General features: G+C 62.9%; 20 protein-coding genes and 1 pseudogene. 11 read left to right on the top strand and 10 right to left on the bottom strand.

The window, feature by feature from the left end; translation table 11 throughout:
• Positions 1-29 precede the first annotated feature (29 nt).
• Positions 30-1,538, bottom strand: coding sequence for a bifunctional aminoglycoside phosphotransferase/ATP-binding protein (locus AUC68_RS08270; protein ID WP_083240556.1), 1,509 nt, complete (start codon positions 1,536-1,538; stop codon positions 30-32).
• 380 nt (positions 1,539-1,918) lie between these two features.
• On the opposite strand from AUC68_RS08270, the gene AUC68_RS08265 reads away from it, so the two are divergent.
• Positions 1,919-2,386 carry a MarR family winged helix-turn-helix transcriptional regulator gene (locus tag AUC68_RS08265; RefSeq protein ID WP_158008277.1) on the top strand — a complete coding sequence of 156 codons (468 nt, stop codon included), beginning with the start codon at positions 1,919-1,921 and terminating at the stop codon, positions 2,384-2,386.
• Positions 2,383-2,772: a YidH family protein gene (locus tag AUC68_RS08260; protein WP_069437198.1), complete on the top strand. Its 390-nt coding sequence runs from the start codon at positions 2,383-2,385 to the stop codon at positions 2,770-2,772. Before AUC68_RS08265 ends, AUC68_RS08260 begins: the two co-directional genes overlap by 4 nt.
• Here AUC68_RS08260 and AUC68_RS08255 read toward each other — a convergent pair.
• The 3 genes and pseudogenes from AUC68_RS08255 to AUC68_RS17690 form a co-directional block, all read right to left on the bottom strand.
• Positions 2,767-4,122, bottom strand: coding sequence for an alpha/beta fold hydrolase (locus tag AUC68_RS08255; protein ID WP_069437197.1), 1,356 nt, complete (start codon positions 4,120-4,122; stop codon positions 2,767-2,769). The two genes, AUC68_RS08260 and AUC68_RS08255, sit on opposite strands and share 6 nt — an antisense overlap.
• Positions 4,123-4,425: 303 nt before the next feature.
• On the bottom strand, positions 4,426-5,943 hold the full coding sequence (locus AUC68_RS17695; protein ID WP_342027476.1) for a glycoside hydrolase family 15 protein: 1,518 nt from the start codon (positions 5,941-5,943) through the stop codon (positions 4,426-4,428).
• 3 nt (positions 5,944-5,946) lie between these two features.
• A pseudogene (locus tag AUC68_RS17690) lies at positions 5,947-6,662 on the bottom strand (glycoside hydrolase family 15 protein); the annotation flags it as partial.
• 271 nt (positions 6,663-6,933) lie between these two features.
• Between AUC68_RS17690 and AUC68_RS08245 the strand changes: the two are divergent.
• Positions 6,934-7,212 (top strand): TetR/AcrR family transcriptional regulator, encoded by a 279-nt coding sequence (locus AUC68_RS08245; RefSeq protein ID WP_083240598.1) that lies wholly within the window; start codon positions 6,934-6,936, stop codon positions 7,210-7,212.
• Positions 7,179-7,502 (top strand): hypothetical protein, encoded by a 324-nt coding sequence (locus AUC68_RS08240; protein WP_141701163.1) that lies wholly within the window; start codon positions 7,179-7,181, stop codon positions 7,500-7,502. The genes AUC68_RS08245 and AUC68_RS08240 overlap by 34 nt, the downstream gene beginning before the upstream one ends.
• 376 nt (positions 7,503-7,878) lie before the next feature.
• Here the strand turns inward: AUC68_RS08240 and AUC68_RS08235 are convergent, their stop codons facing one another.
• The 3 genes from AUC68_RS08235 to AUC68_RS08225 are packed head-to-tail and all read right to left on the bottom strand — an operon-like array spanning position 7,879 to position 12,938.
• Positions 7,879-10,302 carry a fatty acid cis/trans isomerase gene (locus AUC68_RS08235; protein ID WP_069437194.1) on the bottom strand — a complete coding sequence of 808 codons (2,424 nt, stop codon included), beginning with the start codon at positions 10,300-10,302 and terminating at the stop codon, positions 7,879-7,881.
• An 11-nt stretch (positions 10,303-10,313) separates the two neighbouring features.
• Positions 10,314-12,158: a glycoside hydrolase family 15 protein gene (locus AUC68_RS08230; RefSeq protein ID WP_069437193.1), complete on the bottom strand. Its 1,845-nt coding sequence runs from the start codon at positions 12,156-12,158 to the stop codon at positions 10,314-10,316.
• Between the two features lie 12 nt (positions 12,159-12,170).
• Positions 12,171-12,938, bottom strand: coding sequence for an SDR family NAD(P)-dependent oxidoreductase (locus tag AUC68_RS08225; protein WP_069437192.1), 768 nt, complete (start codon positions 12,936-12,938; stop codon positions 12,171-12,173).
• 194 nt (positions 12,939-13,132) lie between these two features.
• Here AUC68_RS08225 and AUC68_RS08220 point away from each other — a divergent pair, with 194 nt between their 5' ends.
• From AUC68_RS08220 to AUC68_RS16965, 4 genes are all read left to right on the top strand, one after another.
• Positions 13,133-14,557, top strand: coding sequence for an FAD-dependent oxidoreductase (locus AUC68_RS08220; protein ID WP_069437191.1), 1,425 nt, complete (start codon positions 13,133-13,135; stop codon positions 14,555-14,557).
• 118 nt (positions 14,558-14,675) lie between these two features.
• Positions 14,676-15,179 (top strand): DUF4339 domain-containing protein, encoded by a 504-nt coding sequence (locus AUC68_RS08215; RefSeq protein ID WP_069437190.1) that lies wholly within the window; start codon positions 14,676-14,678, stop codon positions 15,177-15,179.
• Positions 15,068-15,637: a hypothetical protein gene (locus tag AUC68_RS08210; protein WP_158008276.1), complete on the top strand. Its 570-nt coding sequence runs from the start codon at positions 15,068-15,070 to the stop codon at positions 15,635-15,637. Before AUC68_RS08215 ends, AUC68_RS08210 begins: the two co-directional genes overlap by 112 nt.
• A 61-nt stretch (positions 15,638-15,698) precedes the next feature.
• Positions 15,699-15,860, top strand: coding sequence for a hypothetical protein (locus tag AUC68_RS16965; protein WP_193407080.1), 162 nt, complete (start codon positions 15,699-15,701; stop codon positions 15,858-15,860).
• Positions 15,861-15,919: 59 nt separating this feature from the next.
• Here AUC68_RS16965 and AUC68_RS18180 read toward each other — a convergent pair whose 3' ends face one another.
• From AUC68_RS18180 to AUC68_RS08200, 3 genes are all read right to left on the bottom strand, one after another.
• Entirely contained in the window at positions 15,920-16,051 is a 132-nt protein-coding gene (locus tag AUC68_RS18180; protein ID WP_280138542.1) for a hypothetical protein, read from the bottom strand.
• Positions 16,052-16,187: 136 nt separating this feature from the next.
• Complete coding sequence (gene hemA, locus AUC68_RS08205) at positions 16,188-17,417, bottom strand: 5-aminolevulinate synthase (RefSeq protein ID WP_069437188.1); 1,230 nt, start codon at positions 17,415-17,417, stop codon at positions 16,188-16,190.
• Positions 17,418-17,718: 301 nt separating this feature from the next.
• Complete coding sequence (locus AUC68_RS08200; protein WP_069437187.1) at positions 17,719-18,105, bottom strand: response regulator; 387 nt, start codon at positions 18,103-18,105, stop codon at positions 17,719-17,721.
• Between the two features lie 629 nt (positions 18,106-18,734).
• Here AUC68_RS08200 and AUC68_RS08195 point away from each other — a divergent pair.
• The 3 genes from AUC68_RS08195 (at position 18,735) to AUC68_RS08185 (ending at position 22,097) form a co-directional block, all read left to right on the top strand.
• Entirely contained in the window at positions 18,735-20,204 is a 1,470-nt protein-coding gene (locus tag AUC68_RS08195; protein WP_083240555.1) for a porin, read from the top strand.
• A 295-nt stretch (positions 20,205-20,499) separates the two neighbouring features.
• Complete coding sequence (locus tag AUC68_RS08190; protein ID WP_204376989.1) at positions 20,500-21,285, top strand: ATP-binding cassette domain-containing protein; 786 nt, start codon at positions 20,500-20,502, stop codon at positions 21,283-21,285.
• Positions 21,282-22,097: an ABC transporter permease gene (locus AUC68_RS08185; RefSeq protein ID WP_069437184.1), complete on the top strand. Its 816-nt coding sequence runs from the start codon at positions 21,282-21,284 to the stop codon at positions 22,095-22,097. Before AUC68_RS08190 ends, AUC68_RS08185 begins: the two co-directional genes overlap by 4 nt.
• Positions 22,098-22,105: the final 8 nt, after the last annotated feature.

The following is a 22,105-nucleotide window of genomic DNA, read 5'->3' as shown; positions in this document are numbered from 1 at the left end:
CTCTTAAGGGGGCGACCGAGACCCGGGGTCTAGTCCCTCAGACGGTTCAAGCAGCGTTCGACGACCACCGCCACGGAACCGCTGGCATCGATACGGTCAAACGCCATCGGTCCAAGGTCATAGGCGAGTTGTTCACGAACGACGTCCGCGGTCGCGTCGGACACATCGCCGACCCGATCTGTGACGCGCTCCGTCAGGACCTCGGCCGGTGCATCGAACCAGAGCCCGGCGAATGCGGCGCCGTGATCTTGTGCGACGGCGGCAATCGCCTCGCGCTCTGCGGGCCGCGCATGGACCGCATCCACGATGACCGATCTGCCGGCTTCGAGCACAAGTGCCGCCCGCTTTCGGCACAGGGCATACACGAGGTCCGAGATCTCTTGTGTGTAGGCTCTTTCGGGTAGCCGCGCGGTGGGGGCCACGCCGAACAACCGTTTGCGCTCCGCGTCGCTCCGCACAATGACCGCACCGGGAAACGTTCCGATCCGCGGCGCGATCGCACGCGCAAGGGTCGATTTTCCGCTCCCCGAAAGGCCACCCACGGCAATGAGCGAGGGGAGTCGGGATCGAGAAACCGAAGCGCCAAAACGGAGATAGTCCCGTGCCTCCTCTTGGGCCGAGTTGGCGTCCGAGAGGGCGGTCAGTTTGGCACGCAAGAGCTCGACCTTGCCCCGGATCACCGCACGCAACGAGAGGAACAAAGGCAGCGCGGCAAGGCCGGCGAGATTTCCCGTGCCGCCGTCGTCGAGATAGCTGTTGAGGACGGCGTTGGCATGGACGCCGAGACCATGCTTGCCGAGATCCATGAGCAGGAAGGCCAGGTCGTAGAGCACGTCGATGGTCGCCAGACTGTCATTGAACTCGAGCGCATCGAACAGGACCGGCCTGCCGTCGATCTCGACGATATTCCGAAGGTGCAGGTCGCCGTGACAATGCCGAACGAAGCCGGTCCTGGCCCGCCGCTTCAGAAGCGGCCCAAGTCTTTCGAACGCCGAACGCGTCCGCCGCACCAAGTCCTCGGCCAGGTCTTGCGGAACGATGCCGGGAACGCATCCCTTCAACACGTCTTCGTGCTCGGCAATGATCTTCTCGAGCGGAAGAACGGCCTGGTCAATCGTGAGGATGCGGTCGGCCGAGCGATGGAGGGCGGCGATCTCCAAGGCCGTCTCCCCCATGGCCACTATGGAGAGGCGCCCCTCGCGCGCCATGCGGTCATAGAGGTGCTCCTGGCCGAAGCGGCGCATGACCAACACCCATTCGACCGTCTCGCCATCGCCCCGAAGGCTCAGCGTCCCGCCGGCGTCGCGTGCCAGGGGAACCACCTCCAAATAGACCTCGGGTGCCGTTCGGCGGTTCAAACGGAGTTCGTTGAGGCAGGCCTTGTGCCGCTTCTCGAGGGTCGAAAAATCGAGAAACGGGAGCTTCACCGATCGCTTGATCTTGTAGGCAAAATCGCCCGCGAGGAACACGAACGAGGCGTGCGTCTCGATGCGCTCGACCGTGGCGGGCGCGGGATCGTAGGCGCCGGCCCGGGACATGAATTCTACGGCTTCGTCCTGTTCCAAAAGCGTGCGGCCCGCCAGTCAGTTGCGCTGCCGTTTCCTTAGCACAAGAGCCGATGGGGGACCGCACCGCTTTGGCAGCCCCGAAAGCCTCGGCCGTCCGGCACAATCCTGTTGGTTAGGTCGGTTTGGTCGTCGCCTTGCCGGCCGGGTTGCCGGGAAAATAGCGTTTGCCGATCGGAACAAGCACGCCCGCCATCAGGACGACGAAGCTCTGTGTGTGTTGCGATGGGCGCGCCCGTTTCCGGCGCAAATCGCCAAGCCCGGAGTGTTGGCAAAAGCCGTAAAAGTACTTGACTGCTCAAGTATTCATACGGTAGTATGTGGGCATGAACGAAACGACGAGAGAAGATGCCGTGCTGGTTTTGCTTGATGTCGCCGCCAGGATCGAGCGGCGTCTGGACAATGCGCTTTCGATGACGCGCGGGATTTCCTTCAGCGAGTACAGGCTTCTCAAGGCGCTCGCCGGCGCCGGGACGCGGGGTGTGATGCGTGTCGACCTGGCCGAGGCCGTGGGGCTGACCGCATCGGCCGTCACGCGCGCCCTGAGGCCCTTGGAGAAGATCGGCGTTGTTGCCACGGAGAAACACGAGCGGGACGCCCGGTGCAGCCTGGCGACGTTGACGCCTGCCGGTGCGGAGCTGTTGAGCGACGCGGAGCGTGTCGTTGCCGACGGGCTCGACGCCATTCCGATGAAGGGGCTGTCATTGGAGAGGCTCGTGGCTTTGCAGGCGGAACTCGCCAAGCCCCGGCAAGCGCCCGCCCGGCGCGGCATGATCCGGGCTCATAGGGATCCGACGAGCGGCCAGGAGGGGGCATCATGATCAAATCCTATACGGACCATGCGGCCAATGAGCGGACCTTTCTGGCTTGGTTGCGAACGGGCGTCGCCGTCATCGCGTTCGGATTTCTGATCGACCGCTTCGATCTCTTCGTGGTCACCATGTCCGATGCGGTGTCGATCAAGCCGGAGCACCGCGCGCAGCTCGAGAGCATGTCGAGCCAGCTTGGCCATGGCACGGGCCTGTGGTTCATCCTGGTGGGGATCATCTTCATCGTCGCCGCGACGGTCCGCTTCGTGCGGACCCGCGCGCTGATCCTGGACGAGGAGGTTCACACGCCCGGGTACATGATGGAATTCATCCTGGCGGTGATTCTCGCCGGGCTCATTGTCGTCGCCAGCATTCCGCTGGTGGTCAGCGCCCTATAGGAACGGGCTGAACGACGCGGCGCTCGGCCGTACGGGTGTCGTGACCTTGGCACAGAGCCGCGGGCGGAAATAGCATGTGCCGTTCGACTGGCCGGCATTGGCGCCAATGCCCTCCTGGGCGAGTTCGGACTTGGCGCCAAGATTGAAGCGGTACTCGACGGCGGCATCCGGCGCCCACCCGGAACAGGTGACACGGACGACGCCGCGATAGGTTTCGTCGCACTTGTTGCGAATGCGGAATGTCTTCCCCTTCGGCGAGAGCTGAATGCGCAAGCAGTGTGGGGGCAGCTTGCTGCAGGCCGAGTTCACGCCGCCCGTGTGTGTACCCAATTCCGCGATCCACTGCTTGCGAATCCTGGCCGCCGTATCGAGATGGCCGATCACCTCTGCAATGACGGTCTGCGGCGCATCGAGCATTAGATTATGGCCAGCGGTGACCGTGCGCATGCGGTAGGGGCCGTCCATGAAATTGCCCGTTGCGATCGCGGAGGCGCGGCTGAAGGCTTGGTCTTCCTGGCCCCAGAGGAACAAGGTCGGCGGTCTGACCTTGCCGGCGGGATCCAGAGACCGGAACTCGAAGGCCCGGTACCAATCCAGGGCGGCGTGCAAAGCGCCGGGTTCGCTGAACACGCGGCGGTATTCGGCCACCTGTTCCTTGGGATGGCGCGACCACTTCCAGTGGCCCAGCAGCGCCGCACGATCGAATCCCATCACCAGTTCGGGAATCACCGGCAGGCGATAGAACAAGACATAGCTGCTGGCCGGCCATTGCGGGCTCGGGGTCGACAAAGCCTCGGAGAGTGCCAGCGGGTGCGGCATCGACAGCGAGGAGAGGCTGAGAATCCGCTCTGGATACCGGTCGGCGAGTGTCCAGGCGATTGCCCCGCCGAAATCGTGGCCGACGACGTGGAACTTCTCGAACCCGGCGGCGTCGGCGATCGCGAGCACATCGTTGGCGAGTTTGCCCTTGGTGTACTCGTTCTCGAACTGGGGCCTCGCCCCCGGGCTGTAGCCCCGCTGGTCGAATGCGATGGCCCGATAGCCTGCTTTGCGCAGCGCGGCGAGCAAGGGTTCCCACATGATCGAGGTTTCCGGGAAACCGTGCAGCAGGATGACGCCTTCGCCGTCTCGATTTGCGCTGCCGGCAATCCGGGCCCGGAATGTCATGTCATTGGCCCGGATTCGCACCAAGCCGTCCTCGGTCCCGTCGAACAGGGGGAGGGCCTGAGTCATCTCGGCATGGCAATCGGGGCATGTCGGCGCGAGGACAAGCCGGTCGATCGCGTAAGCGGCCGTGAGCGGCAGGAGCGCTAAGGCTGCGATCAACCAGACTTTCTTCAAGTAGATCATAGGACTTTCTGGCCCGTCTGAGCGTGCTGCACAAGTGTAAGTTCACGAGAGTCCATGACGAATCACCACGGAAGTGTAAACGCGCAACACTTTACGTCCCGCCTCGGCGGATGATGGCCTCGTCTGTTGTCGGCTGCTTGGCCTGCGTGGCGGCACGACAGACACACCTCTCCGGCGATTCATGCATGGGCAGCTAAGCGGGGACCGTGGCCGGTTCGCCTTCGACGGCGACTTCGAAGTTCCGGCCTTCCCAGGTCCCGCTCTCTGGCCAGTAGAAGGTGAATTCGATCGTGTCGCCTGGGCTTAGCGTGTCTGTCGGCAGCTTGGCGACGTGGACTCCGAGAAGGGTGTCCTCGGTATCGATGTCGCGAATGTTGCGCCAGCCGTTGATGCCGAAATGGATGAGTGCGGGCGCCGTGACCGCGACATACAACGCCCGGTTGGCTGAGATCCGGTTTGGGCGGTAGCGCGGCCCCCAGATCTCGTAATCGAGCTTCGGCCGGACGCGTGGTAACGGGCCCAGGCGGCTTGGGGCCGGTCGACCGGGCGTCCCGCCGCCAGGCTGTGGCACAACTTGGCGAATTCGGCATGGGTCCAGACCAGCGGCATGGCCGAACCGCTCGGTTTGCCGGGATAGAGGCCGTGCGCCGGAATCGGGTCGGAGTCCCAGACCTGCTCCGGCATGAGGCCGACTTCGTTCGACATGGCCATCATCGCCTCGATATAGGGCATGACGTCTTCACCGGCACAGAGCGCGTAATGGCCGCGTTCGCCGGTCAGGAGCGGCCAGCCTCGCCCATGCCCGGCGCCATCGAAACCGGATCCGTCGGCGTGTTCGCCATAGCCGTCGTCGTTGTAACGGTGCCAGACCGGCCCCGCGGGCGTATCGGTCTTCAACAGATGATCCATGACCGCGATCGTATCGGTGATGAAGGGATTGTCGGCGGCGCGCAGCCCGTAGCGGACGAGTTGCAGGCAATCGGTGGAGACCTGACCGCTGGCCGGCAGGTTGGGGTCTTGGGAGAGATTCTTGATGACCACGGGCGCCGCGCCGGCATTGGCCGTGCCGAGGACGTCGAGCGGCACCGTGCGGATGAAATAGCCCTTCACGCCGAGCTGGTCGGCGAGCGGCGTCCCGCGCACGAAGGCCCAGTCCTCGAGCTTCGCATTCCAGTGGTCCGCCACGCGCAAGACATGGGCCTTCGCCGCCCCGTCGAGATGTCCGGCCGCTTCGACCAGGGCCGAAATGGCCACGGCGATGGTGAACATGTTCAGCCCGGAGTCCTCCTCCCAGCGGTCCTGGTCGGTGGTCGGACCCATGCGGCAGATGAAGCCTGCCGCACGCGCAATCATGCTCTTGACGGGGATGTCGTCGAGCGCGCCGTGACTTTCCAGAGCGGCCGCCAGCAGGATCGGGAAGGCGGCCTCGTCGAGCTGGACGCCTTGCCAGAAGGGACGGCCGCCGAGCCATTGGTTCTGGAACCAGTGACCGTCCTGATGTTGCGTGGCCATCAGATAGCGCAGCACTTCCCGCGCATCCCGGAAGGAGCCCATGGCGACAAGCGCGCCGGCCGTCTCCACGAGATCGCGCGGCCAGACCAGGTGATAGCCGCCGCGGCTGGTGCTGGTGTCGCCCCATGGCACCGAGAGGCTGGCAATAGCGGCGCCGCGAAAGGTCTGGTCCTGGTGGACCTTGATGACCGTGGCACTGAGCGCGAGCCGGTCGTCGATGCCGCCGCCGAAGGTGGCCGGCCGCCGTTCGCGCAGCCAGTCCTGCCAGGCTTGGACGTTCTCCTCTACTTCTTCCTCGAAATTGTCCATGAGAGCCGAGGCGGAGAGCGTGGCTGCGGCCTCCTTGCTGGCGGCGAAGCCAAGCGAGAGCAGGCCTGCCGGCGCGAGTTCGCCCATCAGCGTCACCGCGCCGGGACCGGCTTCGTCGAAGGTCCAGGTCATGCGGCCATTGCGGTCGAAGTCCTGCCAGCCGTCGCTCACGCCGAGGCATCCGGCCGAGCGGCGGCCAAGAGCGTCCGACCCGTTCGGGCCCGTGGCGGTGAGGGCGAGGGCGAAGGGTCCTTGCTCGGCCCAAAGGACGTTGCGCCCGTCATGGGTGGCCACATAGCCCATATTGTTCTGGGCATCGTCGCCGAGCCGCGCAGCCAGCAGCACATAGGGCTTCAGGCTCGCGTCGCCCTCCAGCTTGTAGCGGATCAGCAGGACGTCGCGCCGCTGGGACGGCGATACTTCCGCGGTGAACGTGAAGCGGGGATGCCGGTGCACCACGGTCGCCGAGGGGACGCCGGGTGCGGCCAGGGTCACCGTGTAGTCCCCGTTGCGCCGGAGCTCGACCCAAAAGTCCTTGTCGTCGGCGACGATGAAGCCGAGATCTTGATCTGCGGGATGTCGACGCGCGGGTAGTACAGCTCGGTCACGATGCCTTGGGCGAGCGTGTACCAGAGCCGGGACGAGCCGAGGCTTCGGCCGACGATGTCCTTGCGGGCCGGAGCCCAGGTCGGCGTGCAGGGGCCGTTGGGTGCTTTCATTTGGGTCTACCGTTCGTTCGGGAATACGCGGGTGGCCGGAGGTCGCTGACGCGGATGTCAAACACGCATCGTGATCGAAGACCGCAATACTGGCAACGAAGTCCTTCGATAAGATGACACTTCGACGATGGGTGCGCGGACGACCCGGGACGGCGTGACGTTCGCGCCGACGAGCCGCCGGCGGGGTCGGCCCGCAGGGTGGCGCAGCCTGCTGCGGCGCAATATTGACCGCTCGGTCACGTATTCGCACTATGCGGCCCGAGGGGATGCGATGGGCCGCCCAAGAGAGTTCGATATCGATAAGGCGCTCGACCGCGCCATGGGGGTGTTCTGGCAGAAGGGCTATGAAGGCGCTTCGCTGCAGGATTTGCTTCAGGCGATGCAGATCGCGCGCGGCAGCCTCTACAAGGCCTTCGAGGACAAGCACAGCATCTATCTGGCCGCGCTCGACCGCTACGACCGGACGGAAGTCGAGACGGGCACGGCCTTCCTGAGCGATCCCGGCGCGGCGACGGTATGGCGAAAATTCGGACCATGCTGGAGGCCGTGAAATCCGACAAGATGCGCCGCGGCTGCTTCATGTGTAACGCGGCCATCGACCGTGCGAGCTTCGATGCGGAGGTCGAGGCCAAAGTGGGCGCCATGCTGCATCGTCTGCAGGAGGCGATCGCCACGGCCCTCAAACAGAGCCGGCACGGCCAGCGCTGGTCCGGGAAGCGCCGCAACGCCACGGCGGCCTCGCTCCTGAACGCCTATATGGGACTGCGGGTGCTGGCGCGCGCCGGATACCCGGCCAAAACGCTTCAGGACATCATCGACAAGGTTTTGGACGGCGTCTAGCGGCGCAGGACACGCGGCTCGGCGGCTCACGACGTCATCACGCTTTAGTTATAGACCGAACGGTCTAAAAACACGCGCATGTGAGCGTTTGTTAATTGAACGAGCGGTCCCAAACCCAATATCACTGGTCGTACGGAAACACGAACTCACACGAAGGAGTACGACAATGCTGAAGACGATCCTAATTTCCCTGGCTTTGGTCACTGCCGGTGTTGCCCCCGTGGCGGCTGAAGGCTTCCCGAATCCCTATCTGACCACGATGGACCGATAGGCAGTGCAAAGAGGGTGATCGCTTATTCCCCCCGGGCGATCACCCTCCTTTTTTCGTTGTCCGGTGGCTGTCCCAATCAAGGCAACACCGCAGGGCGTCACCCGTCTAATAGACCGAGTCGAAAAGGTCGTAATAGGACAGGTCCAAATAGCCCGCATAGATTCCGCGGTGCTTCTCGTTCCAATGGGTGAACCAGTCATAGGTCTCCCAGAACCTCGGGCTGTTGCGCAGAATGCCGTAGCGGTCTCGCAGCCGGTTCCAGTCTTCCAGACTCTGAACGTCGCGCAAGCCGCGCAAGAAGTCCCCGGACTGTTCGAGCGTCATCTCCAAAAAGTAATTGGGGAAGCCGCCGATCAGGGTCGGATAGATGCTCATCGTATACAGGTGCGGCAGTTCCTCTCCGTCCTGGAACAGGATTGTATCCTGGGTCTCGTAAACGCGATTGGCGATCAGCGAGTAGACGCGCGCGTGGCCTTCTGGATCGTTGAGCCGCAAGAGAATGACGCTCGGCAGGAAGCGCGGAAACTTGTAGGCCTGCGTTTGGGTGAGAAGCGAGGCGGCGGCAACCCAGTCGTCGTAGCTCTTGATGGGTGCGTCGAGGGAGACTTTCGGCTTCTTGTGCGGATTCAATAGGTCCGGCGGTCCGCTGACCTTCTCCCCCATATGCTCTTGAATATCGTCAATGAGGCTGAGCAAGGGGTCGCGCTTCGATGTCTTGATCTGTGTCGGCTGTTCTTCCCCGGCGAAGGGCTCCAGCGCGAGCGCAACCTGCCCCAGACCCCGGGTCCAGTCGTCCCGGTATTTTTGGCGTTGGGCCTCGGGCAGGAGGAGAAGGAAATTGTCCTCGAACTCCTGGCGCAGGTAGTTGAAGAAGATCAACGTCTCGAGCTTGGGAAGGTCGCCGGACCAATATTCGAAATTGGCAACGGTATCGTAGTAGATGCGTTCGAACCCGCTATAGTCCATGAGCCAAAGCGTGCGGGGGATGCCGCCTTGCCGTCCCTTCATGACCGAGACGTTCGATTCGTGGCGCAGCACGGTCAGCCAGGCATTGGGGTTCTCTTTGTCCCCGTTCCAGATCGCGTCGATCGTATATCCGTCGGGCTGAAGCCTCTCGAGCGCGGCACCGTAGGCGGATTCGTACTCATCGTTGCCGATGAGCGACCGGTCCATGAAGTTTTCCCAGGTCTCGAGCCCGAGCTTTGGATCTTTTACGGACACGTCGTATTTCGGGTCGACGAAATAGACCCAGAACTGATCCTTCACCGCGTAGGTTGCGGTCTGACCGAGGCAGACCGGGCCATAGGTGATCCCCGACACGATCAGCTCCGAATTCTCCAAGAGGAAGCGATAGCGCGCCTCGACCGGGATGTCGTGATAGACGCGGAAAGGATTGCCGAGGTCCCAAGGCGCCTCGCGTGGATCGTCGAGCTTGGCTTTCTTGTCCCATGCGCGATGGAAGAACAGCTTCTGCAAGCGATCGATATCCGTGTTGTTCAGCTCCCAGACGAAATGATTCTTCTGGATGCGCGGCGCGGTGACCTTCTTCAGGCGGTAATAGAAGCGATCGACCCCGGCATATTTATAGGGATTGGTGTAGGGGAACGGCGTGTCGATAATCTCGACAGGCGCCGGCGGGTTCTCGCTCGCGTCGCCCGGGGCCGACTTGGAGCGCACAAGCTTGAAATAGTCGCCGGGGCTCTCTTCCAGCACGATCATGGCCAGGAACATATGATCGAAGATGTAGCGGGAGACGAGCCGAGAGCGATCGTCGTCCGCGTTGAAGAAATCCTCCCAGGCGCGCACCGCCTTCGGGTCGGCCACCATGTCCGCCTTGCGACGCTCGGCGTCCGTGGGCCCCGGCGCATTGCCGGCGATCCAGGCGCGCAGCGTGGCGAGCTCGGTTTCCTCGAGGGCCGGTAGGCCGAACGGCATTCCGATCGCCGGGTTCTTTTCAATTCTTGCCGCGAGCGCTTGCGATGTCGCCGGGCACTGATGGTCGTAGCGCTTGGCATAGAGCGGCATCAGAACCTTGCGGGAGAACCCCGGCGCATTGTGTTTCGCGCCCGCCTCGACCATCTGAAACAGCATCGACCGGGAGAGATTTTCGCTCTCCGATCCGTCGCGCGCTAGCACCGGATAGAATCCACGCTTGCGCCACTCGGCCGTCGTCTGCACCACGTTCATGCCGGTGCGCGAATAGTCTCCCAGATGGCTCGAATAGGGGTTCTGGCCGAAGCCGCCGCGCTCGAGACCGCGGAACGAAGTGAGCTTCAGGTTGCACGGGGAGCCGAGGCAGCCATGGCAGGCTATGCACCGCTTGTTCAAGAGCGGTTGGATGTCGTCCACGTAGCTTGGAACGGTGCTCTTTGCATGAGCTTGCGCGGTTTCTTCTGTGGAGCCGGTGTGCGCGAAGAGGGTGGCCGCGCAGAGCAGGACCAGCGCTGCCGCGACGATGCCTGAACCGCCGCCCAGGCGGCGCAGGCGCGATGGCCAACTTTTTGGCTCCGTATCCGCAGGCGTCGTCACACGTGCTCCGTCTATTGCGCGGCCTCGGCTTTGGCGGCGGTCTTCTTGGTGGCGGTGAGGTTTTCCTTGTCGCAGCGCTGCTCCACGGGTCTGCCGTTGCGTCCGAGATTGCAGGCGCTGTTGACGAGTGCGAGGTGAGAGAAGGCTTGGGGGAAGTTGCCGCACAGGCGTTTCGTCGCGGTGTCGTACTCTTCGCTCAAGAGCCCGACATCGTTGCAGAGGCCGAGCAGCCGCTCGAACAGCGCAACGGCGTCCTTCTCGCGGTCCATCATCAGATAGGCATCCACGAGCCAGAAGCTGCACGCGAGGAACATGCCCTCGCCCGGAGGCAGCCCGTCGTCCGCTTTGGTCGTGTCGTAGCGCTGGACGAGGCCATCCTTCATCAGAGTCTTCTCGATCTGCGCGACCGTGCCCACGACTCGCGGATCGGTGCCCGGCAGGAAACCCATCGCCGGAATGAGAAGCAGGCTCGCATCGACCTCCGTGGCCCCATAGGACCGCACGAAGCTGTTGAGATCCTCGTTGAAGCCCTCCTCGCAGACTTGATCGTGAATGGCCTGTCTCGTCTTGCGCCAACGCGCGAGGGGGCCTTTGAGTTTGAAGCGTTCGGCGCTGCGGATGGTGCGGTCGAACGCGACCCAGGCCATGACCTTCGAGTACACGAATTGCTCAGGGCCGCTGCGGACTTCCCAGATGCCGTCGTCGGGTTGATGCCACATGTCCTCGAGCTGTTCGATGATCTCAAGCTGCAGGTCCCAGCCCGACTGCAACGGGGCGAGGCCGCCTTTGCGAGCCTGGTGCACGGCATCCATCATCTCGCCATAGACGTCGAGCTGGACCTGATGGTGTGCGGCATTGCCGATCCGCACGGGCGTGGAATTCTCGTAGCCCTTCAGCCAGGGAAGTTCCACCTCGTACAGCCTGCGCTCGCCAGCAATGCCGTACATGATCTGCATCTGCTTCGGACTGCCGGCGACGGCACGCAAGAGCCAGTCGCGCCACGAGCGCGCTTCGTCGTAATAGCCGGTGTTCATAAGGGCGAGCAGGGTCAGGGTCGCATCACGGACCCAGCAATAACGGTAGTCCCAGTTGCGCGGTCCACCGAACTGCTCGGGCAGCGAGGTGGTCGTCGCAGCGACCACACCGCCGGTCGGTTCGTAGGTCATCGCCTTCAACGTAATGAGCGACCGCTTGACGATGTCGGCGTAGGGACCCTTGATCGTGCATTTGGACGTCCAGTCCGTCCAAAACTTCTCGGTTCCCTTGATCAGCGACTCAGGCTTGAACTCGACCGGTTCGGCAATCCAGGACTCGGTGTAGGTGAGTGCGAACGACTCGGTCTGGCCTTTCTTCACCGAGAACGAGCCTTTGGTCTTCATGTTTTCGCCGCGCAGTTCGACGGAGGATTGCAGAACGATCCGGCTCGGCCCGGCGATCAGGCGCAAGCGCCCGTCCGGCATCGTGGTGACCCATGGAACCGCCTCGCCATAGCCGAAGCGTACAATCAGCTCGATCCCGAATTCGACCGTGCCTTCTTCGCCGACCACGAGCCGGATGACATTGGGATGCTTTTCGCACGGATACATGAAGTCGATGAGAGTCGCCGTGCCGCTCTCCGTCTCGAATCGCGTCTCGAGAATCAGGGTGTCGGGGCGGTACCGGCGCGTGACCTTCGCCTTAGGGCAAGTTGCAGCGATCTGCCAGCGTCCGTTGTTCTCGTCGCCGAGCAGAGCCGCGAAGCAGGCTTCGGAATCGAAGCGCGGCAGGCATAACCAGTCGATGGAACCATCCAGCCCGACCAGCGCCGCCGTCTCGCAGTCGCCGATCAGAGCGTAGTCTTCGATGGGGAGCGCCATCGCGGTGCGCCTCTAAAGCCCGGGGCTCGATTGCATCAAGCCGCCATCGACCATCACGGACGTGGCGGTCATGTAGCTCGCCCCGTCTCCGGCAAGGAAGGAGACCACGGTTGCGATCTCCTCCGGCTTGGCCATCCGGCCGAGAGGAATGGCCGCATCCAGCTTCTTGAGCTTCGCAGGGTCGTCCATGGTGCTCGTATTGATCGGCGTTTCGATCGCGCCGGGCCCGACGCCCACGATCAGAACGTTGTGCGGCGCGAGTTCGACGCCGGCGGTGCGCGTCAGCATCCGCATACCGCCTTTCGAGAGGCAGTACGGCGTGTTGCCCGGCATCGGCCAGTCCTCATGTGTCGAGGTGATGTTTATGATCCGGCCGCCGTCGCCTTGGCTGATCATTTGCTTGGCTGCGAGCTGCGTGGCGAAGAACGCGCTCTTGAGATTGATCTTGAGGACCGCGTCGTATTGCTCCTCGGTGGTATCGAGGACCGACGTGCGCGTTTCGATGCCGGCATTGTTCACCATGACATCCAGGCGGCCGAATTTGGCGACCGCGGCCCCGATCAGCTTTTCCAGATCCGCGATCTCGCTGACATCCGCGTCGACCCCGATGCACTGGTCTCCCAGCGCGGCAATCCTTTGTTCGAGTGCGTCCGTTGCCTCAGGGTGGGCGACGTAGTCGATCACGAGTTTTACGCCATGTTTGGCGAGCTCAAGAACGATCGCCTTGCCGATTCCCGTATTGCCGCCGGTTACGATCGCGACCTTGTTTTTCAGGGGCATTGACGGTCTCCATTCAGGGAAGGATTTTCACAATCCACTAACGCTGTAACAGGAACGACACGAACACGACGTCAAATGATCGGTGTCCAACCTAGACATCGCGGACGGCATCGGCAACGGTGCTGATCGGCAAATCCAATCGAATCAACGGGCCCATCACCTGGCCGTCCGACTCTGACGTTTGAGAGGTCATCATGTCTGCCCAATATGACGTGATCGTTGTCGGCAGTGGCGCGGGTGGTGCGAGTGTTGCCTACAAGCTGACCCTTGCGGGAAAGCGCGTGCTCCTCCTTGAAAAGGGGCCCTTCCTGCCGCGCGATGCGTCCACCCTGGACGTCCGCAAGGTCTTCGTGGAAGGCGTCTTCAAGAACCGCGTCCCTTGGCTCGACAGCAAGGGGCGCGATTTCGTTCCGGGCGAATTCTACAACGTGGGCGGCAAGACGAAATGGTATGGTGCGGCGTTGTTTCGCTTTCGCCCCGGGGAGTTCGAGGCCGAGCCGGACTTCGACCTGCTCGGTTGGCCCTTCGGATACGCGGAGCTCGAGCCGTACTACGACGAGGCGACCGAGCTCCTGCGCATCACCACGTTCAAGAATGAGCCGCAGCTTCAGGCGTTGCTCGATAAGATCACTACGGCCGATCCCGGATGGGAGCTGCATCCGCTGCCGCTTGGCCTGTCGCACGACATCGTCAACCATCCGGAGGAGGAAAAGCACTTCGACGGCTTTGCCTCGCCGTCCGGACTGAAGTCGGATTCCGAGCGGAACCTGATCGACCACGTTCTCGACAAGCCGAACTTCAAGCTGATCGCCGGCGATCCCGTCGCCGCTCTCGTTGCCGCGCCTGGGGACGCCCGCAAGATCGTCGGCGTCCAATGCGCGGATGGGACGACCTACGAGGCGAACACGGTGGTGCTTGCCGCGGGCGCCATGAGTTCGCCGCGCATCCTGCAGGACCATCTGCATTCCAGCGGCTTTGCGCTGGAATGCGGCGATCTATTGGGTGGCAATTTCAAGATGCACATCAACTCCGCGGTTCTCGGCTTTTCGCCGTTCGTGGATCACGACGTCTTGCGCAAGACGGCCGTGCTCTACAACGACCGCTTTCCGCATTCCTCGATGCAATGTCTTGGTTGGATCGATGCCGAACTCCTCGCGGCGCAGGTCCCGCCCGAGGTGCCCGGTTTCGTCGACAAGCTTATGGGCAAACGCGCGATCGGGTTTTGGGCCACCACCGAAGATTCCTCGAGCCCCGAGAACCGCATCATCTCGGGCGGTCCCGGCGGCCGATCCATCATGGACTACAGTCTTGATCGAATCCCCCACTCGGTGAAGGAACACCATGCGTTGATCGATGCCTGGATCGAACGGCTTCTGGGGGCGGGTCTCGTCGGCTTCGACAAATATATGGGAATGGCGGGCACGGCCCATGCACTCGGCAGTATGGTGACAGGCACGGACCCGGCGCGCTCGGTTGTCGATCCCCACGGCAAGGTGCACGGGATGGAGAGCCTCTATGTCGGCGACGGGAGTCCGTTGCCGCGCGCAAGCCGTGTGAACCCGTCTCTGACCATTTATGCGTGGGGACTTCGCTTGGGTACCCATTTGGCGGCGAAATAGCCCTGCGCCCAAATAGTGACTTCCGCCCTTGGGTATCGGGGCGCTACTTTCGGGCCTCGACGGCGGATTGCGGGGGATGCTAAGGCATCCCTGTTTTTGAGGCTTTGGGGGAGGGCCGATGCAGGACGCAGGCGTGAACGAGAACAACGCGGAGCCCGCGGAAGCGAGCTGGTATTTGAGCCGGGAGGGGCAGCAGCATGGGCCTCTCTCCGACCGCGAATTGTCCTTGTTTGCCGAGGGGGGCAACTTCAAGCCGGGCGATCTTCTGTGGACGGCCGGGCTCGATGAGTGGAAGCCGGCGGACGAGATCTTTGGAATCGGGCAGCCGGCAGAGGCCGCGACGGCAGAGACGCCGGCGTCCGAGCCTGATCTGGCGGACGCCGACCTTGTTCCCGATGCCGACAATGCCGCCGCACAGGCGGACGGTGTGGCCTCCGATACCTCCGCGTCCGGCTCCATCGAGAGCGCCGAGACCGCGCTCCGCCACCACGACGGGTTCGACGACGACCCTTGTTCGACGATCCCCTTGCGGGCGACCCGCTCGACGATCATGTGGGCGCGCTTGCCAAGGCCCTCAGCGGCGAAACAGAGCCCCGCAAGCTCTCGTTTCAGGAGCAGCTGATCGCCGATATCAAATCCTTCGGCGGATTCTGTGCTTATCTGTGGGCCGTGTTCATCCTATTGACCCTGCATGCGGTCGTCGGCAGTGCCGAGTATGGCGTGGGGATGAGCTTCTTCCTGCTGACGACCGTCAATGCGTTCTTACTGGTCCGAACGATGCCGCTGGCCGAGCGCAGCAGCTTTTTTCAAAATCTCAAACACAAGCCGCTGATCCATTCGATCGTCATCAAGACATTGATCTTCGTGGCGGCGCTTGTGCTGGCCTATGCGGTGGAGATGGCGCTTCTCGGTCTCGCCGGCATTGGCGACGGTCTCTTCAGCCTTGGCGGCGGGCCGGGGGGCATGCTGGCTTGGTGGCTCATCTTCTGCCTCACCCTGCTCCCCTATTTCGCGTTCCGCGAAGTTGAGGCTGCGGTCGGCGCCGATATGATGGGCAAGCTCTTGTTCGGCAGACTGTAGAGCAACGATCGCTGTCGCTTGGCGCGCGCGTCGCGGGCGCGGCCCGGAAAAGGATCAACGCATGCCAATCATTATTCTGCTGCTGCTTGCCGCCATGGTGGCGACATTCGGGTTTTGGGGAACACTCAAAGGCATTATCGGCGCGATCGGGGTGATCGTGTTGTTGTGCCTGCTTATCCTTCTGCTCGTGTCCTTCGTTGCTGCTTGGATCATGCGGCGGTAACGGTTTGGCGCGGGCCGTCGCCAGTCTGGGGCCTGCGCCTAATAGTCTGGGGCCTGCGCCTAATATTTGTAACGCTTGCCGGTGATGGCGAAGTCCGCCTCGTCGAACTGGTATTTTTGGAGCACGCTGGCTGTCGCACTGATGGCGCGGCGGCAGGCTTGATGTGCTTCTTCCCGTTCGGCCGCGGACAAGGTCTCGCCGGCCTCGACGCGTTCGGCCGCGGCGAAGCATGTGTCGCCATCGGCTGGGACGCCACCGCAGCCCCATGGAGGCCTCCAACAGCGCTTGCGAAAAGGGCGATCCCGATCAGCCTCCGGGCACGCATGGCTACTCCGCCGCAAGCCTCACATATTGTCCGTTCGCGACGGGGCAAGCGGCCCAAAGCTCGCTGAGCGCCCCGACGAGATAGGCCATCTGCGCGTCGCTATGGACGGGGGAGGGCGTGAGCCGCATCCGCTCGGTGCCGCGCGGCACGGTCGGGTAGTTGATCGGCTGCACATAGATTCCGTACTGGGTGAGCAGCGTGTCGGTCACCGCCTTGCAGTGCACCGGATCGCCGATCATCACGGGCACGATGTGGCTCGGGTTGTCCATCACCGGCAGGCCGACATCCGCCAGCATCGTCTTGAGCGTCTGGACGCGCTCGCGGTGCCGCGTGCGCTCGACGTCCGACCGCTTGAGATGGCGGATCGAGGCGAGGGCGCCGGCGGCGACGGCCGGTGCCAAGGAGGTGGTGAAGATGAACCCCGGCGCGTAAGAGCGGATGGCATCGCAGCAGGCGCGGCTCGCGGCGATGTAGCCGCCCATGACGCCGAATCCCTTCGCAAGCGTGCCATTGATGATGTCGACGCGGTCCATTACGCCTTCCAACTCGGCGATGCCGCCGCCGCGCGGCCCATAGAGGCCGACCGCGTGAACCTCATCGAGATAGGTCAGGGCGTTGTACTTGTCCGCCAGGTCGCACACTTCGCCGATCGGGGCGATGTGGCCGTCCATGGAATAGACACTCTCGAAGGCGATCAGCTTCGGCGTGTCCAGCGGCACGGACTGCAAAAAGCATTCGAGATGCTCGAGGTCGTTATGCCGGAAGATGTGGCTTGGGCCCGCCGCCATGCCGGATGCCCTCGATCGAGCGTGGTTCTTCTCGTCCGAAAAGATCTGCAGGCCGGGAATGAGGCGCGTCAGCGTCGAAAGGGTCGCGTCATTGGCGATATAGGCCGACGTGAACAGAAGGGCCGCCTCTTTGTTGTGGAGATCGGCCAGTTCCTGTTCGAGTTCCACATGGTAGTGCGTGGTGCCGGAGATGTTGCGGGTTCCGCCCGAGCCGGCGCCGACTGCATCGATCGCCTCGTGCATCGCAGCGCGCACCGTCGGGTGCTGACTCATGCCGAGATAGTCGTTGGAGCACCAGACCGCGACGTCCCTCGTGCCGCTTTCGGTGAAGTGATCGGCGACAGGAAATGCGCCGCAGCGCCGTTTCAAATCGGCAAAAACGCGGTACCGGCCTTCTTGATGCAACGATTCAAGATGCTGGCGAAATCGATTCTCGTAGTCCATGTGTCTCCTGTCCCTAGACCATTGGCGTTCGCCAACGCCACCCAGCTATTGGCCGAACAGAATGGAGATCCTGAGCAGTCCGGCTGGCACAAGTTCTTGTAGGGCTTGCGTAAAGTCCTAGCCGTTGCTGTAGGCGCCCTTGCTAACTATCCCAATCCAGGCGTCGCCACAAGGAGAACGGGCCGTTCCGGTGCCGACCCAATGTCGCATGCATTTCACAAGTGTGTTTGAGCCAGCTCAATTTCGGCCACTCCTGGCCCCCGGCGGGCTTCCGGGTCCCGCGCGTGGGAGCGGCGCGGTCTCAGCCTGAACGCTGCTGGAGGGTCTCCCGTATGGCCTTGATGAAGACCCGCCGCGAAAATGGCTTCTGGAGCACCCGCCGGCGTCTATAGGGCGCCGCCAGGTCGGAGGGGCTATAGCCCGTGGAGAAGATGTAAGGGAGCCCGCGCGCATCGAGGGCATCGGCGACCGGGTAGACCAGTTCGCCGGCAATGTTGAGGTCCAGGACCGCGGCGTCCACGGGCTGCTCGCTGAGGAGCCTCAGGGCTTGTCCAACCCGGCTCGCCGGGCCGACGACTTCGCAATCGGACTCGATCAGCATGTCCTCGAGCTGCAGGGCGATCGGAGCCTGGTCCTCAACGACCAAGATGCGCAGCCCTTTCAGGGGCGGGTCCTTCTGAGACGACATGCCCTGTCTTGTCCTGTCCTGCGGTCGCTTGCCCTGTCGTCTTCCACCGACCGGATCCGTTGGTTTGGACCAAGGCCCTGATTCCGATTGGATTGAGACGCAATACCGACCCGAGCGGCTTCGGGGACGTGGCCCGAACCTCCACTCCTAGCCCAAGCCGCGGCCGCTCGCGACCTGAAATTTCACAACTTCTGAGGCGTAACGGATTGACTCAACCAGTTGCGTCCGGCCTGCATCGAAATGCATCCGGAATTGGATACGAATTGTGCACAACCGCGCGCCAGTGTCCGGCGTCGACCCCGATTTGGGCCGTCCGGAGACTCGCGGGCCGCCTTTGCGGCAAATCCACTACTCTATTGATTATAAGCCATTAACTTGGATTCTGAAGGGCCACAATGCCGCTCGAAAGCAGCCCGGCCTCTCGTGACCTAAATGTCACAACCGCGGCGAAAAGGGGCTCGCCCGCTTTGTTAGCAATTTACCTTCCAGGCGTATCGCGTATAAGCAGAGATTAGAACTCTTGGTTGGCGGATTTTGCCGGTATTTTTCGGCCAAGCACCGTCAGCATAGCGCTTAAGCGTCACGGAACGAGAGTTTTTGGATTAGTCAATTTGGCAGGGAAGGTGGACATGGAGATGTTTGGGGGACTGACAAGAACATCCAGCCGCATTGCCATTGCGGCTGCGCTTGGACTTGGGGTTTATGCTCTGAGCGCGAGCCCGGTGAGTGCGCAAGGTTATGGGGGCAATTGCTGCGCGGATTTGGAAGAGCGCGTAGCGGAGCTTGAGGCGACGACGGCGAGCAAGGGGAACAAGAAGGTTTCGCTGACGATCTCGGGCTGGGTCATCAAGGCGATGAACTGGTGGGACGACGGCGATCTGAGCTCGTTCTACGTTGGCGACAAGAGCTACGACCTTGGGAGCCGGTTTGCGATCACGGGTTCTGCGACGATCGCGCCGGGGTGGTCTGCTGGCTACAACATCACGGTGAACACGATGGGTTCGCAGTTTGGTGTTGCGGGCACGGGCGCGGCCTCGAACCAGGTGAACGAGAACGCCGGCACGTTCGGTTCGATCTCGACGCTGTACTCTTACGGCTACATCAAGAGCGACGATTACGGCGCGATCAATATCGGTCAGCTGAGCCCGGCATCGGACAATGCCGCGGTTCTTGCGGATATTTCCGGTACGGTGATCGAGTCGAATGCGGTGTTCTTCGAGGGCGCGAGCTTCTTCCTGCGTCCGGAAGGCGGCCGGGGGACCTATACGGGTCTGAACGCGATCACGTGGGCCAGCTTCATCCAGTGCTCGGGTCTTGCGGCTGGTGCTGCGGGTATCGGCGCGGACTGCTTTGGCGCTGCGAACGACGCGATCCGGTACGACTCGCCGACGTTTGGCGGTTTCCGGTTCGAGACCTCGTACGGCAAGAACGACCTGACGGGTCCCGCGTTCACGACGACGCCGAATGCGGCGTTCTGGGATATCGCCCTGTTCTACAACAACGACTGGGGCGACTTCAAAGTGTCGGCGGCCTACTCCTACACGTGGCAGGAGACGGCGATGGCGACGGCTGTGAACCCGAACACGGGTAACGACAGCGGTTCGCTTCATCAGGTTGGCGCGACGCTGATGCACGCACCGTCCGGTCTTGGTATCTACGGTCTGTATCAGCACGAGCAGGCTGGGAACATCCCGGACACGAACACCTGGTACTTGAAGCCGTTCGTGAAGCGGACGTGGAACCCGCTTGGTGCGACGATCTTCTACGGCGAGTACGGTCAGTACAACGACATGTACGGCTCGATCTGGGGCGTCGACCAGTGCGCCACGATGGGTAACGTTGCGGGCACGCGGACGGGTAACTTCTGCGGCGCCAATGCAGCCAACACGCTGTTCGTGACGGGCTCGGAAGTCGAGCGCTGGGGTCTTGGCGTTGTGCAGGAGATCGACGCGGCGGCCATGCATGTGTTCGCCCGCTGGCAGAACCAGGGGATCGACCTTGACTTCGCCGGTGTGAACTCAGTCAACCAGCGCCGGAACGTGAACCAGAGCTTCGAAGACTGGAACCTGTTCCAGCTTGGTGGCATCATCTTCTTCTAGGCCACGGGCCCGGACGACAGATTGCGGAAGCCGCCCTTCGGGGCGGCTTCTTTTTTGCCCGCGTCACCCCCTCCCGCGCGTCCCCGCCCAGCCCCAAACCGCCCAATACCGCCCAGCACAGCCCCCCTGGGACTTGACCGCAAAGCCCCGAAGCGACGCCTCCCGGCGAAGCCCGTGCCGGCATCCGTACCGGGCCGGGTGCTTGTGCAAGCGGAAGCCACCGGCTATTCCTGAGGCGAGGAAACGCATGACGCACGAAGCCCGGACAAGGGCCGCGAGAGTCCCGAGGGGACGGATGACTATGGACGACACAGCAGCCGGAGATCCTAGAACGCCGCAGCCGGTCTTATCGGTTCAGAACGTGTCCTATTGGTATGGGGACAAACGGGCGCTGGACGACGTGAGCTTCGATGTCTACCCGGGACGGGTAACGGCCCTTCTTGGTCCGAACGGCGCGGGCAAGACCACGCTGTTCTCGCTGATCACGCGCTTGTTCGATGCGCCGTCGGGGCGCATCGAGATCGACGGCCGTGCGGCGAGCGACTGGGGCTTCAAGGTGCTGGGGCCCTTGGGGGTCGTGTTCCAGCAACCCACTCTCGATCTCGACCTGTCGGTGCGGCAGAACCTCCGCTATTTCGCGGCGCTCCGCGGTTTGGCCCGGCGCGACGCCGATGAGCGCATGGAGAAGGCGCTGACCTCGCTCGACATGCAGGAACGCATCGGCGAGAAGGTGCGCGCGTTGAACGGAGGTCACCGGCGCCGGGTGGAGATCGCGCGCGCCTTGCTGCACAGCCCGAAGCTGCTTCTTCTGGATGAGCCGACGATCGGTCTCGACGATCCGACACGCGAGGCCATCGTGCGCCACATCCACGACTTGGCAGTTGCCGACAATATCGGCGTCCTGTGGGCGACGCATCTGTTCGACGAGGTCGAGAGCAAGGATGCCCTGGTGGTCATCGACAAGGGGCGGGTGGTGGCGCGCGGCGATGTCGCGGGGATCGAAAAAGAGACGGGGTCCGACAGTTTGGCGGAGGCGTTCCGGCGTCTCACCGGGGACCGGGTCGAGGAAGTTGCCGCATGACATTCTTGCATTATGTCCGCGCCTTTCGCGGGATCGTTTGGCGCGAGCTGTTGCGGTTTTTGCAGCAGCGGGAGCGGTTTCTTGCGGCGCTCGTCCGTCCTCTGATCTGGCTGATCATTTTCGCGGCGGGTTTCCGGGCGGCGCTGGGCATCTCGATCATCCCGCCCTACGAGACCTACATTACGTATGACGTGTACATCACGCCCGGCCTGCTGGCGATGATCCAACTGTTCAACGGCATGCAGAGTTCGCTCTCGATGGTGTACGACCGCGAAATGGGGTCGATGCGGGTTCTGCTGACGACGCCGTTGCCGCGCTGGTTCCTGCTCGTTGCGCGCCTGTTCGCCGGGGTCCTGGTTTCGCTGTTCCAGGTCTACACGTTCCTGTTCGTGGCATATCTGTGCGGCGTGGAGTTGCCCCCTTGGGGCTATGTGGCCGCGCTGCCGGCCCTGATCCTCACCGGCATGATGTTCGGTGCGCTGGGCATGCTGCTGTCCTCGACGATCAAGCAGCTCGAGAATTTCGCCGGCATCATGAACTTCGTGATCTTCCCGATGTTCTTTGCCTCCTCGGCGCTCTACCCCTTGTGGAAGATGCGCGAGGGCAGCTGGATCCTCTACGAGATCTGCTTCTACAACCCCTTCACCTGGGCGGTGGAGCTGATCCGGTTCGCCTTCTATCAGAAGATGAACTGGGAGGCGCTCGCCGTCGTGGCCGGCTGTACGGCGGTCTTTCTGGCTTTGTCGGTGTGGGCCTATGATCCGTCCCGCGGCATTCAGCAGCGCAAGGCGATGGGGCCGGCCGGAGGCTAGGCCGACCC

Origin of the sequence: Methyloceanibacter methanicus, from assembly GCF_001723285.1 — a bacterium.
In the GTDB taxonomy this organism is placed as follows: Bacteria; Pseudomonadota; Alphaproteobacteria; order Rhizobiales; family Methyloligellaceae; genus Methyloceanibacter; species Methyloceanibacter methanicus.
Note: the sequence above shows the minus strand (reverse complement) of the source record. Positions and strands in the feature narration are given on the sequence as shown.

Coding starts and splice junctions, on each gene's coding strand:
- hemA (WP_069437188.1), bottom strand. CDS start 17,417: ATGGACTACGAGAATCGATTTCGCCAGCATCTTGAATCGTTGCATCAA.
- AUC68_RS08255 (WP_069437197.1), bottom strand. CDS start 4,122: ATGATCTACTTGAAGAAAGTCTGGTTGATCGCAGCCTTAGCGCTCCTG.
- AUC68_RS08270 (WP_083240556.1), bottom strand. CDS start 1,538: ATGTCCCGGGCCGGCGCCTACGATCCCGCGCCCGCCACGGTCGAGCGC.
- AUC68_RS17695 (WP_342027476.1), bottom strand. CDS start 5,943: ATGGACAATTTCGAGGAAGAAGTAGAGGAGAACGTCCAAGCCTGGCAG.
- AUC68_RS08195 (WP_083240555.1), top strand. CDS start 18,735: ATGGAGATGTTTGGGGGACTGACAAGAACATCCAGCCGCATTGCCATT.
- AUC68_RS08190 (WP_204376989.1), top strand. CDS start 20,500: ATGACTATGGACGACACAGCAGCCGGAGATCCTAGAACGCCGCAGCCG.
- AUC68_RS16965 (WP_193407080.1), top strand. CDS start 15,699: ATGCCAATCATTATTCTGCTGCTGCTTGCCGCCATGGTGGCGACATTC.
- AUC68_RS08215 (WP_069437190.1), top strand. CDS start 14,676: ATGCAGGACGCAGGCGTGAACGAGAACAACGCGGAGCCCGCGGAAGCG.
- AUC68_RS08185 (WP_069437184.1), top strand. CDS start 21,282: ATGACATTCTTGCATTATGTCCGCGCCTTTCGCGGGATCGTTTGGCGC.
- AUC68_RS08240 (WP_141701163.1), top strand. CDS start 7,179: ATGGCGAAAATTCGGACCATGCTGGAGGCCGTGAAATCCGACAAGATG.
- AUC68_RS08220 (WP_069437191.1), top strand. CDS start 13,133: ATGTCTGCCCAATATGACGTGATCGTTGTCGGCAGTGGCGCGGGTGGT.
- AUC68_RS08230 (WP_069437193.1), bottom strand. CDS start 12,158: ATGGCGCTCCCCATCGAAGACTACGCTCTGATCGGCGACTGCGAGACG.
- AUC68_RS08225 (WP_069437192.1), bottom strand. CDS start 12,938: ATGCCCCTGAAAAACAAGGTCGCGATCGTAACCGGCGGCAATACGGGA.
- AUC68_RS08260 (WP_069437198.1), top strand. CDS start 2,383: ATGATCAAATCCTATACGGACCATGCGGCCAATGAGCGGACCTTTCTG.
- AUC68_RS08245 (WP_083240598.1), top strand. CDS start 6,934: ATGGGCCGCCCAAGAGAGTTCGATATCGATAAGGCGCTCGACCGCGCC.
- AUC68_RS08200 (WP_069437187.1), bottom strand. CDS start 18,105: ATGTCGTCTCAGAAGGACCCGCCCCTGAAAGGGCTGCGCATCTTGGTC.